The following is a 14,128-nucleotide window of genomic DNA, read 5'->3' as shown; positions in this document are numbered from 1 at the left end:
CCATCGAGGGTTCTCGTGCTGGAGCATCGCCGCTTCGACGACCTTGTCGGTGTCATAGCGCTGCACGGTGGACCTCGACGTCGTCCAGCAGTTTGTCGGTTAGCAGCCGGATGCGGCCGGAGCGGAGGAGTTCCGCGATTGGCACCGATAGCAACTCGTCGTAGTGCTGGGCGAGCCGGTTGGCGGCTCCCTCCGTGGTGTGGGCGTAGGTGGTGAGCGGCCGTTGGCGAGTGCCCGTGACGTCTGGGATGTTCCACCAGATGACGTCGTGTTCGACGTGGGCGACGAGCCCGGCGTACACGCGCACGACGACGCCGCAGGGCACGGTCTGCACGATGGCGGGGATGTTGTGGCGTGCGGCGAGCATGATCGCCAACTGTGCGGCTTTGCGCCTCGGCTGCTCGTGCTCGTCGGGTGGGGGTGCGTGGCGTGGTGTCACGGTGGTGGTCCTCCTGCCCGCGATCAGGAGATGGGGCCCTCGGCGGTGTGGCGTCCTGCCGGGGTGCCCCGTCGTGCGCGTCTCCCTGCGGCGTCCTTCTCCAGTTGTGTACGTAGTCCGGGGATGTCGGGGGCCCGGCAGACGCGGTCGCGCTCGGTGGCGTGCAGGGCGACCCAATCGCCGTGGCGGCCGGTGTCGCGTTCACGCCAGAAGTGCCACTCGGGGTAGTCCGCTGCGAGGACTTCCGCAGGGCTGGGTAGGTTCCCGAGGTCGTGCAGGGGCTTGTCCACGTCCATGCCGCACCTCCGACTGGCCAAAAGGTACGCTGCGGCTGCGAGTGGCAACAGAAACGCGGCGCAGCCTTTTGGCTGCGCCGCGTTTATTAGGGATACGGAACGTATCCCTCAGTCGTCGAGGTTGAGGAAGTCGGCCAGGTCGCGCTGCTCGGTGGAGGGCATGCGGGTCCGGGATTCCAGGATTTCCCTGGTCACGTCCCGGCCAGCCTGCTGGTACTGCAACCACTCGGCATGCTCGCGGCGCAGTTGCGTCATCACCTCGGTGGCCTGGTCGGCGTCACCGACGCGGACCAGGGCCCGCGCCCGGTCGAGTTGGGCGCGGTTCAGCGTGGAGGGGTTGGTACGGCCGACGTCGTGCGGCAGGGCGTCCATCGCCTCCAGCGCCTTGTCCGGGCGCCCCTCGATCATGGCGTTCTCGGGCTCCTGCAGAGCAACGGTCAGCGGACCGAACGCCTTCTGCCCGCCCAGGTCGTGTTCCCGGCCGAGCCGGGCTCCGGCGGTCTTCGCGAGGCCGAGATATTCATTGGCTTCCTCGGGCCGGTTGTTGCGGATCGCTCCGGCGCTGGCCCGCATGAGCATCCATCCCCATGCGGCGAGCTCGTCTGGAGTGGCCTGAGACATCCTGGGCTCGATCTGGTCGGCGGCGTTGGCGCAGAGCTGTTCCACCTCGTCGAAACGGCCTTGCCTCAGCATGGCCCACGCCTGGGAGGACACCGCGGCGGCGGCGAGCGCCTGGTCACCTGCGGTGATGGCGTCGCGTGCGGCTTCCTGCAGAGTCATGAGCGCCAGATCGTGCGCGCGGATTTGGATGAGGTAGCGGCCGGCGAGCCCGAGCACGGCAGATCGCACCTTGTGAGCCTGGGCGCGTTCAGCGCCGTCGTTGAAACGGGCGACGTGGTAGTGCGCGGACCGGACGAGGGCGGGCAGCAGTTGCGCGAGGTCATCGTACCGGTCTGCGTGGTAGGCCCGGTTGACGGCGGCTGCGGCATCGGCGAGCCGGGGGAGCGCGACGTCGTCATGGTCGGCGGTACCGAGGACGGGCATGCCGTTGAGCCCGATCGGGGGAATGAGAGCAGCCCGCATTTCGGTGAGCACGGTGTCGTCGCCGGTGTCCACGGTGGGACGCGGCGGCCCCGCCGAGACGAACCACACGGTGGTGACGCCGAGGACCTTGGCGATCTGCCGGTAGGTCTCCATGCGAGCGGAACCGCCCTGCTCGATTTTTTTGATGACCGGCACAGAGAGTCCCGCCGCTTCGGCGAGATCTTCCTGGGTGAGTCCACGGCGCTTGCGCAGCTCTCGTAGCCGCGCGCCGGGCTCCGTGCTAGCGTCAATCACGGCCCTGCACCTCCTGATCGCTGACACGTTCAGGCTAAGTGCAGGGCTAATTTCATGCGAGAGGTTCGGAGAAAGGGCCTTCTCACTCCTTTTTGGGGCGGGTAGGCCCTTTTTGTTTCCGGGATGTCCACCCTGGGGCATCAAGGCGAAGTGAGCGGAAGTCGCTTGTCGCTGATGTGGATCCGCTGCGGGTTGGCGACGCGGCGCAGCAAGTGGAGCGGCCGGCCGTCGTCGTAAGTGATGCGGGTGACATCCAGCAAGGGACTGCCCCGGCTGACCTTCAGCTTCGACGCCTCCTCCCGGCGGGCCGGGCGTATCCGAGTGTGCACGTCCACCACGCCGGACGAACGTTCGACGTCGAACGCGACAGCGTCGTGGAGCTCTTTAGATACGTACGTCTGATCGAGGCATACGAGTTGGCCACCGACGTCGCCGTGAAGCTCCCAGGTCACCACGGGGGAGCCTGGATCGAGGCATAGACCTTGGGCGACCTCCTCGGACGCGGCCTCTTCGCGTGTAGCGTGCAGCGTCAGGCGGCCGGCGGCCCCGGCCCGGCGGCACGCGGCCGCCCACGCGGTGGGCTCGTCGCGCCGCTCAATCGCCAGGGCAATCTCGATGGCGACCGGGTGCGGTTGGACGATCATGCCGCGGTTGGCGACGCGCCAGATCAGCCCTTCCTCCTTGAGCTCCTTCATGGCGCGGGTGATGACGTGTGCGCCCACGTCGTAGGTCTCTTTCAGCGCCTGGGTGTGGGGGAGGGGTTCGCCAGCGAGGTACGTGCCGTCGAGGATCTTGGTCCGGAGGTCGGCTAGGACCTCGGGATACCGCACGACGGGCACGGGCGGGTCCTCCTCCGTTGGGCTGCTCGGGCTGGCGTTGATCGTATTACGGGCGGCGTCCATGCGTCTCACCTGCGGGCTTGACAGTGATCGTCGGGTGGTGCAGCATGGCTTGTGTAACGCTGTTTACTCGTAAACACAGTAGCAGAGGGCGTAAAAACAGCGGCTACCCGCTCCACCGGGAAGCCGCCGCCCACCACAAGCAGCGGGCCCCGCCAAGGAACTCCACTTCCCGGCGAGGCCCTAGAACACCAGGTCTCACCCTCGCGAAAGGAAACCGAGACCCGATGTCCAGCCACATCGTGGCACCTCGCCACAGGTATGTCACATCCGAGCCCGACCCCGAGCGCCGCGCCGCCGATCGCCTGCGCGAGCTCGACAAGCTCCTCCTCACGTCCAACGCGCTATGCCGCCAGCCCGGCACTGACCCCGACGACTGGTTCCCCATCGTCGAGAACTGGACCAAGTACGACGAGGCGTACGAGACCGCCGTCAAGCGCTGCGACGGCTGCCCCTTCACCGGGCTGGCCGGCGAGTGCGTCGAGCGCGCGCGGCTCCTGCCGTACGACCCGATCGGCGTCATCGGCGGCACCGACCCCAAGCTGCGCCGTCAGCTCGGTATCGGTGCGGACCTCCAGGGCTACGGCGGGGTGGCGGCGTGAGCCTGCTTGCCCCAAGCCCCGAGCGCGAGCGTGCCCGGCTGGAGGCGGAGCAGCTCCGTATCCAGCAGGAGGAGCTTCGCGAGGCGGCCCGGCGCAAGCGCGAGATCGAGGAGGCTGAGCACCGCGCCGCTCTCTCCGAGAGGGCGGGGGAGCTGGCGGAGCAAGAGCAGACCCGGATCACTGCCGAGGCCGAAGCCAAGACCAAGCGGACCCGCGCGGAGTGGCAGAAGCGCCGCGCGGTCTGGGCCGAGCGGGCCCGCACGGCGAGCCGCCTGGCCGTCATGTCCATCACGAACCTCGGCGTCAACGGTGTCGCAGTCAGCGGCCAGGCGATGGCGTTCATGCAGCGCGGTCTGCCGCCGCTGTGGGCCGTGCTCGCGGCCGGGATCGTCGAGTCGGTCGCGGTGTACGTGTCCTGGCACGCGCACGTCGCGCTGCGCGAGGGCGACGCGGCGTTCGTGCCCCGGATGTGGTCGTACTTGATCGGCGCGGGCGCGGGGTACCTCAGCTACACGCACGTGCAGGACTACCCGGAGCTGTTCGCGGCGTGCTCGCTCGCCTCGCCGTGGCTGTGGTCGATGCACTCGCGGCACCTGCACCGCAAGGACCTGCGCGAGCAGGGCCTGATCGACCCGCGGGCGCCTAAGTTCTCGGTGCTGCGGTGGGTGCTGCACACCGGCGAGACGTTCGCGGCGTTTAAGTGGGCCGTGAGCGAGGGCGTGCAGTCGCCGCACCTGGCGATCGAGGAGGTGCGGACGCGCCGCGCGCTCAGCATGACGCGGGCGGCCGTCGAGGAGACGCAGGCGGCGGTGATCGCCGCGCAGCGGGACCAGCTGCAGCTCGCGCTGACCAACATGGCCGCGCTGTCGCAGGAGCTGTACGGGATGGACCCGGACGGCGCGGCGGCGATGCAGAACATCGCGCGGTTCGTGAACAAGGTGGGTGGCGGGATGTTCCCGATGTACCGTCCGCTGCCCGCCGGCGAAATCCGTCCGACGGACGGTGTGCGGACGGACGGCGCGGACGAGAGGCGGACGGACGACGGGCGGACGGCGCGCGCCCGGTTTCGCGATCTCCTGTTGCGGCGCGGACGGACGGCGGACGAGAACGGCTCGGCCGCGCGGACGAACGAGGCGGACGGCACCCGGACGGACAGCGGACGGACGACGGACCAGAAGCGGACGGACGCGCCGGACGACAAGCGGACGGACAGCGGACGGACGCCGGACGAAACTAACGCGCGGAAGCGGACGGTCCGCCCGGACGGCAAGAGTCGTCCGCGCGGACGGTCCGGCGCGAAGACGTCGGACGGCGGACGGACGAAGGCGCGGACGGTCCGCGCTGCGGACGGCGGACGGACGTTGCGGACGAGCGGACGGATCGCAGGCCACGACGACCTTACGGACCTGCTGCCGCTCGGACGGACGATCCGGGACGAGCACACTTCGTCCGGCGTCCGGCTGACCCGCGACCTGCTGAAGTCCGGCATGAAGAAGCGCGGACGGACGATCGCGAACGACCGCGCCGGACGGCTGCTCGCGATGCTGCGGGCGGAGGTTTCGTCCGGCGATGGAACGGCGGACGAGAACGCCTCGTCCGCGCGGACGAACAACGCGGACGGCGGACCGTCCGACGCGGACGAGAAGCAGACGGACGACGCGGACGGGAACGGCTCGTCCGCCGACAACAGCGACGACAAGGGAGCGAACTGATGACCACCAAGCAGACGGACGAGACGATCGAGCGGGCCTGCTACCTCCCCCTGTGGGACGAGGCCACCGAGGAGTTCCACAACGCCTGGATGAAGTACCGGACGACCGACCCGTACTTCGTCCGCCTGGAGATCGAGGACTGGCCCTCCCCGGTGGTCGCGCCCCGCATGGTCCTGCTGGAGGGCATGGGCGCGTTGGCCGAGTGCCTGTCGCAGCCCGACAGCACCGCGCTGCGGGTTGAGCCGTCCTCGGACGGCCGGCACGTGCTGCTCGGCATCACGCAGGGAGACCTGCTACTGGCCGTGTTCCGCACCCCGGCCGACATGCTCGCCAAGCAGCTGACCAAGATCTACGAGCTGGTGCCGGACGGCGAGGAGATGGCCCACATCGACTGGAACGCCGTGATCGCCCATCTGCTGGGGCCGTGACCGAGAGTGAACAGCCGCGAGGCCGTGTTCAGCGCCGACCAGGGCCGCAAACCGTCGCAGCGGAGCGACCCAACGCGCGCTGTGTACGTGCGCGCACGTGCGCGAGATCGTACCACGGCCCCGCCAGTCGTAACCGTCCGTGACGATCGGGAGGAGTCACGTGCCGACCAAGCCCACCCGCCGGGAGAAGCGGAAGAACCGTTTCCACGCCCGCATCGAGGGCGCGGAGGACGCGCAGGCCGCGCTCCACGAGGCCGTCCGCTACCTCACCGCCGAGCTCGCCGACATGCACAACGCCGACAAGGTCGAGGGCGACCGGCTCTACATGCACTACGCCGCTGAGCTTCGCGACAGCGCCGACGAAGTCAACGGCCAAAGGAGGTGACCATGCGCAGCATCCGCTCGCCGTACGCCACGCCCAGCCAGAAGGCCGAGCGGACCGACACGGCCAACGAGCAGGAGCAGCACGCCGAGGCGTTCGCCCCGGTCGTGCCCCTGCGCGAGGACCAGGTCAAGCTCCCCGCCAAGCCTGAGGCGTCGCCGCTGGACCAGCTCCTCGAATTCGTCCAGGGCCCGCTGTCGGACTGGATCGCTCGTGAGCGGCCCACCTACATGGCCTCGCCCGTCACGTTCGTGCGGGAACGTTGGGACCCAACGTGGCTACCCGGCGACGTCGGCTTCCTCGTGTGGTCCTGGCGGGTGCTGCTGCTGGTCCGCGCGCTGCTCTACACCGCGTTCTACGTCCCCGCCATGGTCATCTACCTGCCCGAGCTGAGCACCGCGGCGATCGTCGCCTACTTCGTCCTCCACTTCTTCGCCTGAAAGGACCCTCACCGTGGACAACCTGCTCGTCGGAGTCGGCGCCACGACCGCCCTGATGCTGGCGGTCGGGGCCGTGCTCATCTGGAAGAAGACCGCGCTGAGATTCGCCTCCTGGTGGATGCTCGTGGCCGGCTTCGGACTGATCGGCACGTTCTTCGAGGTCATCGTCCGCGCAGTGACCGGCCGACTGCACCCGATCGTCCCCGCGGTGGCGCTCGGCGTCTGCGTGACCGTCTGGATCGCGGACGTGTGGGGCAAGTCGAACCATGTCGGTCGGGCCACGGTGCTCGTCGCTCCGGTGATCCCCACGTTGCTGGTCGTCAGCGCCATCACTGTCTTCGGCTTCAACACCGCCGACCTTGGCCGGGACGCCAAGAAGGCGTGGCAGGAGACCATCACCGCTGACGTCGGGGGAGGCCGCAAGTGATACCCGTCATCCTCATACTGGTCGTGGCCGCACTCGTCACCATTGCGCTCGTGAAGCGGCCCGGCGCCCGCGTCGCCACCGTGGAGGGTCTCCGGGCCGGCGCGGCCCAGGCCGACGTCGAGTTCCGCAAGGGGTTCAGGGCCGCGCGCACCCACTACGACCAGGCGCAGAAGTACCTCACCCGCCCGACCGCGTCCGGCAAGCCGCCCACGCCCGGCAACCTCCGCTGGTGGGTGTCCGCCGCGTTCGCGGTGACCGGCGGCGCCACCGCGGCGGTCGCCGGCGGCACGTATGGACTGCTGAAGGTCCTCGGTGGCGCGGTCCGGATCGGCAAGCAGGCCGCCGCCGGGGCGCGCGAGGCGTACCGCGACTACCAGGCCACCCGCGAGATCGAGGAAGCCGAGGTGATCGAAGAGGCCGAGGAGACCGAGGACTCCCAGGACCCCGTTCCGGAGGAGACGCCCGAACTGTCGGCGGCCGCCGACGAGAAGCCCGCCAACAAGCCAGTCATCGACCTGACCAGCTACGACATCACCACTGAAGGGAACACCGTGAACGCCGAATTCGTCAGCTTCGCCCAGCTCAAGCACGACCACGACACCGCCAACACCGACATGACGCAGGTCGCGGCCGCGATCGACGGCCAGGTGGCCGGCCTCCTCACAAAGAACATGGGCCGCGGCGAGCTCATCACCGCGCTGATGGCCGCGCAGGAGACCGCTAAGCAGCTGGCCGACCAGCACGCGCGCATCGCCGCACTCGCCGACGCGCAGTCCAGCGTGGCCGAGGCGCACGCGGCGGTCGGCGGCGTGGACAACGTCGCCGACAAGGAGGCGTACGCGCAGGGCTGACCCTGCCGTACGCCGTGGCCCGTCACACGAAAGGAACGCCACCCCGATGCCCGAGGACCGCAAGCAGAAGCCCAGCAGCGAGGTCGCCCACGCAGTGCGGCGCATCGCGTTCCGCCAGCGGTACCGCACGGTGATGGCTACGCCGTTCATGTGGCCGCCAATAGCGCTTCCGCTGTCAGCGTTGCTGGACACACAGCAGCCGGCCGTGGGCATGCTGGGCGCGGCGGCCGCCTGCGCGGTACCCGTGGTCCGCGCTGTGCGTGCCCGGCGGAACGTCGGTGCCGCGGCGTTTGGCACGGGGTGGATGGTGACCGCCGCGGCGGCTGGCCCGTACGGGTCTGTCGCCGCGGCGGGCGTCGCTGGATGGCTGTGGTTCTCAGCCGCGCACTGGCGCAGGCACCGCCGCCTGCCGCTGCCCGGCACCGTGGGCAAGCGCGACGTCGAGGCGCCGCCGGTCACCGTCGAGCAGGTCGAAGTAGACCCCAAGGTGCAGCAGATCATCGACCGCTTCAACGAGCGCCTGGCCGCCAAAGGCAAGGCCCTCGAAGGCATGACGCTCACGACGCCGAAGCGGATCGACGCCGGGTACCGCGCCGAAATCCACGCGGTGCCGGGGGAGAAGGAGACCAAGGACATCATGCAGGCAGCCGGGAAGGTTGCCTCGGCGTTCCAGACCTCGACGCAGCTGGCGGTGCTGGAGCCGGTGTCGTACCGGGACAACTCCCGCGCCATGCTGACGCTGCTCGACGGCGACACCCTGGCGAAGGTCCGCCGGTTCGAGGACCTGCAGCCCCGCATCGGCAAGGACGGCCGCGCCCACATCGGCTACTTCTACGACCTGCAGCCCGCCCACTGGGCATTCTTCACCCGGTCCGGCGGCATGCGGCACGGCATCATCGTCGGCGACTCCGAGGCCGGCAAGTCCCGGTCGGTGGAGACGCTGATCAGCCTGGCCCACCTGTCCGACAAGATCGCGACGGTGCTGCTCGACCCGCAGGGTGGCAGCATGCCGGACTGGAACGGCAACACCCACCGCTGCGCCCTCGGTGAGGACGACTGCATGTCCGAGCTGGAGCTGTGGCACTGGGTGATGCGCCGCCGCGTGCACCATCTCGCGCGGATCCCGTGGGTGGACGAGGACGGCGACGAACGGCGAGGCAAGACGCACCTGGTGCCCGGTGACCCCGACGCAGGCGGCATGACCGGGATCTTCTTCATTCTGGAGGAGGCACCGGAACTGCTGCAGCACGACGTGCACGGCAAGAGGGCCGTGGGCATGCTCGCCTCCGGGGCGAAGACGTGGCGCAAGGGCGGCGGCGGCATCGTCTTGGTCGCCCAGGATCCGAACATGACCGAGCTGGGCGGGTCCGTGACGCTGCGGGCGCAGCTGCGCAAGAACGCCTGTGCGCTGCGGACGCAGACGCCCGGCGCCGCCTACCAGATGGGCCTCCCGCACGACCCGTCGCTGCTGCCGATGACGTTCGAGGATGGGTCGCTGACACAGGGCCTCGCCTATCTGTCCGGCATTGACCGGCGGCCGGCGCTGATGCGGTGGCTGTACACCGAGAAGCCGAAGCACATCGCCCGCCAGCCGGCGGCCGGCCGGATCGACGAGCTGACCATGGGCTGGATCACGGAGTTCGTCGAGGCGAAGAAGGCCGGACGCAAACCGGGCGAGGGCAAGCGTGCGACTGGCGACGACGGGCCGCGTTCGACGCCGGGCGACGTGAAGGCCGCGATCATCGACGTCCTCGCTGAGGCTGACGGCCTGGCGCTGGAGCTGGGGGAGCTGCTGCACCACGTACTGAAGCGGCGGGTGGTGGCCCCGCCGAGCGAGATCAACATCCAGCTCAAGCGGCTCGTAAAGGACGGCCAGGTGTGGCCGGTCGCGAAGGGCGGGGCGGAGGCTTACGCCTTGCCAGAGGAGATTCTGGAGCGTCTGGAGGCGTGATGGAGGCGCTGTCTCGACTCGGGATGGTGGCGGCGTGGCTGGCCGTTGTCTGGGCGGCCGCGCCGCTGGCGCAGGTTGCCAGCGCAGGCCTTGCGCTGATGGTGCCGCTCGTGGTCGTGGTGGTCGGCGCGGTGCTCGAGGAGCTGGAGCGGCATGGGGCGGCCGTGCTCGGCATCGCGCTGACGGGCGTTGCGGTGTGGGGGTTGGCGGTCGCTACGTGGGGTGTGCTGGGCGGGAGTGTGCTGGTGCTGTCGGCCGCCATGGTGCTTGTGACGGGACCTGTAGGGCAATGATCAGCGATGATGTATTTGATGCGTCAGATTAAGAAAGTTGCGTCATCTGCGCCACAATGGACATGGACGGTGTGGTGATGAGCAAGAACGAGAACTGTGTGGAGGGCGCGATGCCAGAGGTGCACCTGACCCCGGATGACCTGGCGACGCGGCTCCGCGTGCCGAAGAAGACCATCTACAAGATGAACTCGGACGGCACGGGCCCGAAGTACATGCGGGTTGGCAAGTACGTTCGGTATCGGGAGGTCGACGTGAGGGCTTGGGAGGACGCGCAGTACGCGCAGCCAGGAGCCGCCTGAGGCCCCTCAATGCAGAAACGGCCCGGCATCGTGCCTCCGATGCCGGGCCGTTCTGTTCCGGTCCTGTTCCGCTAGAGGACGAGAAGGGACGGGAAACAACGAGCACGAACGAGAACGTTTTGCCAGCTCGGCGCTTGATCCGAGGAACATGTCGAAGGCGGCAAACCCGTGGCGTCAGAACTCCGTCTACTGATCCGCGCCGGACGCGTGGCGGCACGCGTCACCGTCCGGCATACGTCACCGTCGGCACGGGGAACGCGGAGATCGGTTGCGTGATGCGCGCGGCGGAGTGTCGAATGGGATCGGCACCCGGGCGAGACACCGGCGCACTCCTGGGAGAGGCAATGAGGCCGTTGGCCATCGCGTTGGTAGCGGTTCTGCTGGCCGCGGGCTGCTCGGCGCCAAGGCGGGACAAGATCACTGTCGCGTGCGGCGCGAGCGAGCGATGGTGCGCGATGATGGTCAAGAGGTTCTCCGACTCCACCGGCGTGGAGGCCGACTTCGTCCGGCTGTCGAGCGGGGAGGCGCTGGAGCGGATCAGGGCGGCCAGGGCGCGGCAGGAGTTCGACGTGTGGCATGGCGGGCCGGCCGACTCCTACGTGGCCGCCAAGAGCCAGGGGCTGCTGGAGCCGTACAGATCCGAAGTGGCCGGTGAGATCCGGCCGGGGTGGGCGGATCGCGAGCACGCCTGGAGCGGGATCTACGCCGGCGTGCTGGCCTTCTGCAACAACACCAAGAAGCTCGCCGAACGCGGCCTGCGGCCGATCCGGTCCTGGCAGGAGCTGCTCGACGAACGGCTGCGCGGGGGCGTCGCCATCGCCCACCCGGCCACCTCCGGCACCGCCTACACCGCCCTGTGGACGCACATGGAGCTGGGCGGCCGCGATCCCGACGCCGCGCTCGGCTACCTGCGCCGCCTCCACCCGAACGTGCTGAGGTACAACTCGTCCGGCAGCGCGGCCGCCGTTCAGGCGGCCAAGGAGGAGGCGGCGGTCGGCGTCGTCTTCTCCCATGACTGCGTCGCCGCGCAGGAGCAGGGCTACCCGAACCTGCAGGTGACCTTCCCCCGGGAGGGGACCGGTTACGAGCTCGGCGGCCTGGCCGTGCTGGCCGGGGCGCACAACCCGGACAGCGCACGCAGATACGTCGACTGGGCGCTGAGCGGGGCGTCCCAGCGCCTGGGGCCGCTGGTGCAGTTCTACGCCCTGCCCACGAACACCAGGGTGCCCGCGCATTCCAAGGCGGCCGACCCGGCGGTGGCCAAGCTGGTGCCCTACGACGTGGAGGCCGCCGGCGGCGCCAAGCGGACGCTCGTCGACAGGTTCGGCGCGGAGATCGCCCGGCCGCCTGTCTAGGAACAGCCCTCGAACTGCTCTAGGAACAGCCCTCGAACTGCTCTAGGAACAGCCCTCGAACTGCTCTAGGAGCAGCCCTCGAACTGCGGGACCGCGATCACCGACAGGTCGATGCCCGACTTGCCGAACCACTTGTCGAGCAACATGTGCGCCGTGCCGTCCTGGTACATCTGGGTGATCGACCGGTTGAGCTCCTCGCAGCCGTCGATGTCGCCCTTGCGTACGCCGATCGCCGTCCGTTGCTCGTTGAAAGCCGCGCCCACCAGGTGCAGGTCGACGCCCGGCGCGGTGAGCAGCCCCGCCAGGATCTGGCTGTTGGTCGAGATGGCGTCGATCCGGCCGTCCTTGATCATCTCCAGGCAGACGTCGTAGTCGGGTGCCTGCACGGCGATCGCCGGGACCCGGCGCTCGTCGATGATCCGCTGGGCGATGTTCGTGCCCCGCACCCAGCAGATCCTGCGGCCCTTCAGGTCGCGGACGTCGCGGATGGCGTCCTTGTCGGCGGGCCGTACCGCGATGTCCTGGAAGTCGACGTGGTACGGCCCGGCGAAGTCGATCGACTTCTTCCGCTCCGGGGTGACCGACATGTGGGCGAAGACCAGGTCGGCGCGCCCGTCCGTGAGCACGGTGAGCTGGTCGCCGGCCTTGATCTCCAGCCAGCGGATCCGCTTGCCCAGCCGGGAAAGCAGATCCTTGGCCACGTCGACGTTGAAGCCGTCGTAGGTGCCGTCCTCCCGCTTGAAACTGATCAGCGGGACGTCGGAGCGGATGGCGACGACCAGTTCGTCCTTGTCCACGAGCGACTCCGGCCGTCCGGCGCCGCAGGCGGTGAGCAGCAGGATCAGGCAGATCAGCAGTTTCCTCACCGGTACTCCCTGAGGCGTGGCCGGACACCGGCCAGGACGAGCAGAGCGCCGGCGGCCAGCCCCGCGGGGATCGACTGCCACAGCCTCTCCAGGGCTTCGTCGCCGCGGTCGATGGCCCGCTCGAAGTCGGACTCGTGCCGCCGGACCAGTTCCTCAAGCACCTTGTCGTAGCCTTCGTAGATCTCGGCGAGCTCGCCGTCCCAGAATTTGATCGCCGCACCGGCGGGCATCGTCCGCATCCGCGCGTCGGCCCGCTGGAACCTCTGGTAGGCGGCGAAGAGCCGCCGCCGGTCGTGGCCGGTCAGGCCGCCGAGCAGTCCCTGGAAGTTCAGATGCAGCCTGCTCTGGTAGTCGGGCAGGCTGGTGGACTCGACGGCGGCGATCGTCCGGGCCTTGTCCAGGAAGATGTGTTCGTAGGTGTCCTTGCGGACGCGGTCGAGCAGGTAGCGGCTCTGGTCCCCGTGCATGCTCCTGCTGATCGCCCGTGCTCTGGTCAGGGTGAGCACCACGTCGAAACCGCGCCGCTTGGCCTCCTCCAGCGCCTGGCCCTGCCGGTTGAGCAGCGCCGTACCGGTTACCGCGCCGGCCGCGGCGAGCACGACGGCGACCAGCAGAGCCGGCGCGAAGACCCGGCGGAACCTGCGGGCCAGGTAGATCTGCAGGGTCAGCAGGCAGGCCAGCGCGAGCAGCCCGGCGACGATGACGGCGGAACGGGCCAGCGAGGTGGCCGAGCGCTCGGCGGCGTGCGCGCGCCTGACGATCGTCCCCGTCTCCAGGGTCAGGTTGTAGGCCTGGGGGAGCAGCTCGCGGTGCATGAGATCGGTGGCCTGCTGATAGGCCTCGACCACATGGTCGGGAGGCCGCCCAGCGGTGTGCCCGGACTGCCTGTCCAGCAGCCGGGCCCAGGCCGCCAGCCGCTCGTAGCGGCCCAGCCCCTCGATCAGCGACTCGACGGTGCGCCGCTCGGCCGGGTCGTCCAGGGCCAGCCGGTAGGCCTTGAGGAGGCTCTCGGAGACCTCCAGCCGCCGCTGGTCGTAGCCGGTCAGATCGGCCTGCTGCTGCGGACCGTACTCCCTGCCCAGCAGCAGGGCCTCGGCCACCAGCGCGTCCATCTCCGACATCTGCCGGTACAGGCCGGTGGTGGCGAGCACCTGCGGCCCGGCGTCATGCCCGATCGTCCGCAGGCCGGCGCTGCTGCTGGCCGCGCCGGCCAGGACCGCGGCCAGCAGCAGCGCCAACGCCAGCAGGGACAGCCCGGCCAGCGTCCGCACCCGGCGGGAGACCGCCTGCTCGCGCAGGACCTGCGGCATCGTCGTCACCGCCACCGCGTGGCCCGGCGGGGGACGCCGGGATCCCTGGTGCGCACCGTCCCTCCCGGAGATCGACTCGTGCTCCGTCGAGCATGGCCGCGTGCGCGGCGCCTCCGCAAGAGGGCTGGGCCGTCGGGAGGGAGCCGCCCGGCGATCCCCGCATCGTTTCGTCCCGACTCCAGGCCCAGGACGGGCGGTGACGGGTATGGTCGGATTCCGATGCAAGCGGCTTGCAAGGAA

Annotated in this window: 17 protein-coding genes; 11 read left to right on the top strand and 6 right to left on the bottom strand. The window is 69.5% G+C overall.

The genetic code is table 11. The annotated features are described in order from the left end of the window. Positions 1 to 52: 52 nt before the first annotated feature. The 4 genes from ACGF0J_RS13770 to ACGF0J_RS13755 all read right to left on the bottom strand — a co-directional run bounded on the left by ACGF0J_RS13770 (position 53) and on the right by ACGF0J_RS13755 (position 2,975). A complete protein-coding gene (locus tag ACGF0J_RS13770) occupies positions 53 to 439 on the bottom strand; it encodes a hypothetical protein (RefSeq protein WP_393145409.1) in 387 nt (128 codons plus the stop codon). Between the two features lie 23 nt (positions 440 to 462). Continuing rightward, entirely contained in the window at positions 463 to 735 is a 273-nt protein-coding gene (locus tag ACGF0J_RS13765; RefSeq protein ID WP_393145407.1) for a hypothetical protein, read from the bottom strand. A 108-nt stretch (positions 736 to 843) separates the two neighbouring features. Beyond that, a complete protein-coding gene (locus tag ACGF0J_RS13760; RefSeq protein ID WP_393145849.1) occupies positions 844 to 2,073 on the bottom strand; it encodes a helix-turn-helix domain-containing protein in 1,230 nt (409 codons plus the stop codon). A gap of 140 nt (positions 2,074 to 2,213) precedes the next feature. Beyond that, on the bottom strand, positions 2,214 to 2,975 hold the full coding sequence (locus ACGF0J_RS13755; protein ID WP_393145405.1) for a GntR family transcriptional regulator: 762 nt from the start codon (positions 2,973 to 2,975) through the stop codon (positions 2,214 to 2,216). A gap of 224 nt (positions 2,976 to 3,199) precedes the next feature. Here ACGF0J_RS13755 and ACGF0J_RS13750 point away from each other — a divergent pair, with 224 nt between their 5' ends. The 11 genes from ACGF0J_RS13750 (at position 3,200) to ACGF0J_RS13700 (ending at position 11,712) form a co-directional block, all read left to right on the top strand. Then, on the top strand, positions 3,200 to 3,574 hold the full coding sequence (locus ACGF0J_RS13750; RefSeq protein WP_393145403.1) for a WhiB family transcriptional regulator: 375 nt from the start codon (positions 3,200 to 3,202) through the stop codon (positions 3,572 to 3,574). Next, complete coding sequence (locus ACGF0J_RS13745) at positions 3,571 to 5,286, top strand: hypothetical protein (RefSeq protein WP_393145401.1); 1,716 nt, start codon at positions 3,571 to 3,573, stop codon at positions 5,284 to 5,286. The genes ACGF0J_RS13750 and ACGF0J_RS13745 overlap by 4 nt, the downstream gene beginning before the upstream one ends. After that, positions 5,286 to 5,714 (top strand): hypothetical protein, encoded by a 429-nt coding sequence (locus tag ACGF0J_RS13740; protein ID WP_393145399.1) that lies wholly within the window; start codon positions 5,286 to 5,288, stop codon positions 5,712 to 5,714. The genes ACGF0J_RS13745 and ACGF0J_RS13740 overlap by 1 nt, the downstream gene beginning before the upstream one ends. A gap of 160 nt (positions 5,715 to 5,874) precedes the next feature. Continuing rightward, positions 5,875 to 6,099: a hypothetical protein gene (locus ACGF0J_RS13735; protein WP_393145397.1), complete on the top strand. Its 225-nt coding sequence runs from the start codon at positions 5,875 to 5,877 to the stop codon at positions 6,097 to 6,099. A 2-nt stretch (positions 6,100 to 6,101) separates the two neighbouring features. Then, complete coding sequence (locus tag ACGF0J_RS13730) at positions 6,102 to 6,536, top strand: hypothetical protein (RefSeq protein WP_393145395.1); 435 nt, start codon at positions 6,102 to 6,104, stop codon at positions 6,534 to 6,536. Positions 6,537 to 6,549: 13 nt separating this feature from the next. After that, positions 6,550 to 6,963, top strand: coding sequence for a hypothetical protein (locus ACGF0J_RS13725; protein ID WP_393145393.1), 414 nt, complete (start codon positions 6,550 to 6,552; stop codon positions 6,961 to 6,963). Continuing rightward, complete coding sequence (locus ACGF0J_RS13720) at positions 6,960 to 7,814, top strand: hypothetical protein (protein WP_393145391.1); 855 nt, start codon at positions 6,960 to 6,962, stop codon at positions 7,812 to 7,814. The genes ACGF0J_RS13725 and ACGF0J_RS13720 overlap by 4 nt, the downstream gene beginning before the upstream one ends. A gap of 46 nt (positions 7,815 to 7,860) precedes the next feature. Further along, positions 7,861 to 9,765: a hypothetical protein gene (locus tag ACGF0J_RS13715; protein WP_393145389.1), complete on the top strand. Its 1,905-nt coding sequence runs from the start codon at positions 7,861 to 7,863 to the stop codon at positions 9,763 to 9,765. After that, the gene (locus ACGF0J_RS13710; RefSeq protein ID WP_393145387.1) at positions 9,762 to 10,058 is read left to right on the top strand and encodes a hypothetical protein; all 297 of its coding nucleotides are present in this window, start codon (positions 9,762 to 9,764) and stop codon (positions 10,056 to 10,058) included. The genes ACGF0J_RS13715 and ACGF0J_RS13710 overlap by 4 nt, the downstream gene beginning before the upstream one ends. Before the next feature lie 77 nt (positions 10,059 to 10,135). After that, entirely contained in the window at positions 10,136 to 10,357 is a 222-nt protein-coding gene (locus ACGF0J_RS13705; RefSeq protein ID WP_393145385.1) for a helix-turn-helix transcriptional regulator, read from the top strand. Between the two features lie 275 nt (positions 10,358 to 10,632). Beyond that, on the top strand, positions 10,633 to 11,712 hold the full coding sequence (locus ACGF0J_RS13700) for an ABC transporter substrate-binding protein (RefSeq protein WP_393145383.1): 1,080 nt from the start codon (positions 10,633 to 10,635) through the stop codon (positions 11,710 to 11,712). A 65-nt stretch (positions 11,713 to 11,777) separates the two neighbouring features. Here ACGF0J_RS13700 and ACGF0J_RS13695 read toward each other — a convergent pair whose 3' ends face one another. Both ACGF0J_RS13695 and ACGF0J_RS13690 read right to left on the bottom strand, forming a co-directional pair. Then, positions 11,778 to 12,578, bottom strand: a complete 801-nt coding sequence (locus ACGF0J_RS13695) for a substrate-binding periplasmic protein (protein ID WP_393145381.1) — start codon at positions 12,576 to 12,578, stop codon at positions 11,778 to 11,780. Then, a complete protein-coding gene (locus ACGF0J_RS13690) occupies positions 12,575 to 13,888 on the bottom strand; it encodes a hypothetical protein (protein ID WP_393145379.1) in 1,314 nt (437 codons plus the stop codon). Before ACGF0J_RS13690 ends, ACGF0J_RS13695 begins: the two co-directional genes overlap by 4 nt. Between the last annotated feature and the right edge of the window lie 240 nt (positions 13,889 to 14,128).

Origin of the sequence: Nonomuraea sp. NPDC047897, assembly GCF_043204415.1 — a bacterium.
Classification (GTDB): Bacteria; Actinomycetota; Actinomycetes; order Streptosporangiales; family Streptosporangiaceae; genus Nonomuraea.
The sequence above is the reverse complement of the archived record's forward strand: the minus strand, read 5'-3'. Positions and strand labels throughout refer to the sequence as shown.

Coding starts and splice junctions, on each gene's coding strand:
- ACGF0J_RS13765 (WP_393145407.1), bottom strand. CDS start 735: ATGGACGTGGACAAGCCCCTGCACGACCTCGGGAACCTACCCAGCCCT.
- ACGF0J_RS13755 (WP_393145405.1), bottom strand. CDS start 2,975: ATGGACGCCGCCCGTAATACGATCAACGCCAGCCCGAGCAGCCCAACG.
- ACGF0J_RS13750 (WP_393145403.1), top strand. CDS start 3,200: ATGTCCAGCCACATCGTGGCACCTCGCCACAGGTATGTCACATCCGAG.
- ACGF0J_RS13740 (WP_393145399.1), top strand. CDS start 5,286: ATGACCACCAAGCAGACGGACGAGACGATCGAGCGGGCCTGCTACCTC.
- ACGF0J_RS13730 (WP_393145395.1), top strand. CDS start 6,102: ATGCGCAGCATCCGCTCGCCGTACGCCACGCCCAGCCAGAAGGCCGAG.
- ACGF0J_RS13715 (WP_393145389.1), top strand. CDS start 7,861: ATGCCCGAGGACCGCAAGCAGAAGCCCAGCAGCGAGGTCGCCCACGCA.
- ACGF0J_RS13705 (WP_393145385.1), top strand. CDS start 10,136: ATGAGCAAGAACGAGAACTGTGTGGAGGGCGCGATGCCAGAGGTGCAC.
- ACGF0J_RS13700 (WP_393145383.1), top strand. CDS start 10,633: ATGCGCGCGGCGGAGTGTCGAATGGGATCGGCACCCGGGCGAGACACC.
- ACGF0J_RS13690 (WP_393145379.1), bottom strand. CDS start 13,888: ATGCCGCAGGTCCTGCGCGAGCAGGCGGTCTCCCGCCGGGTGCGGACG.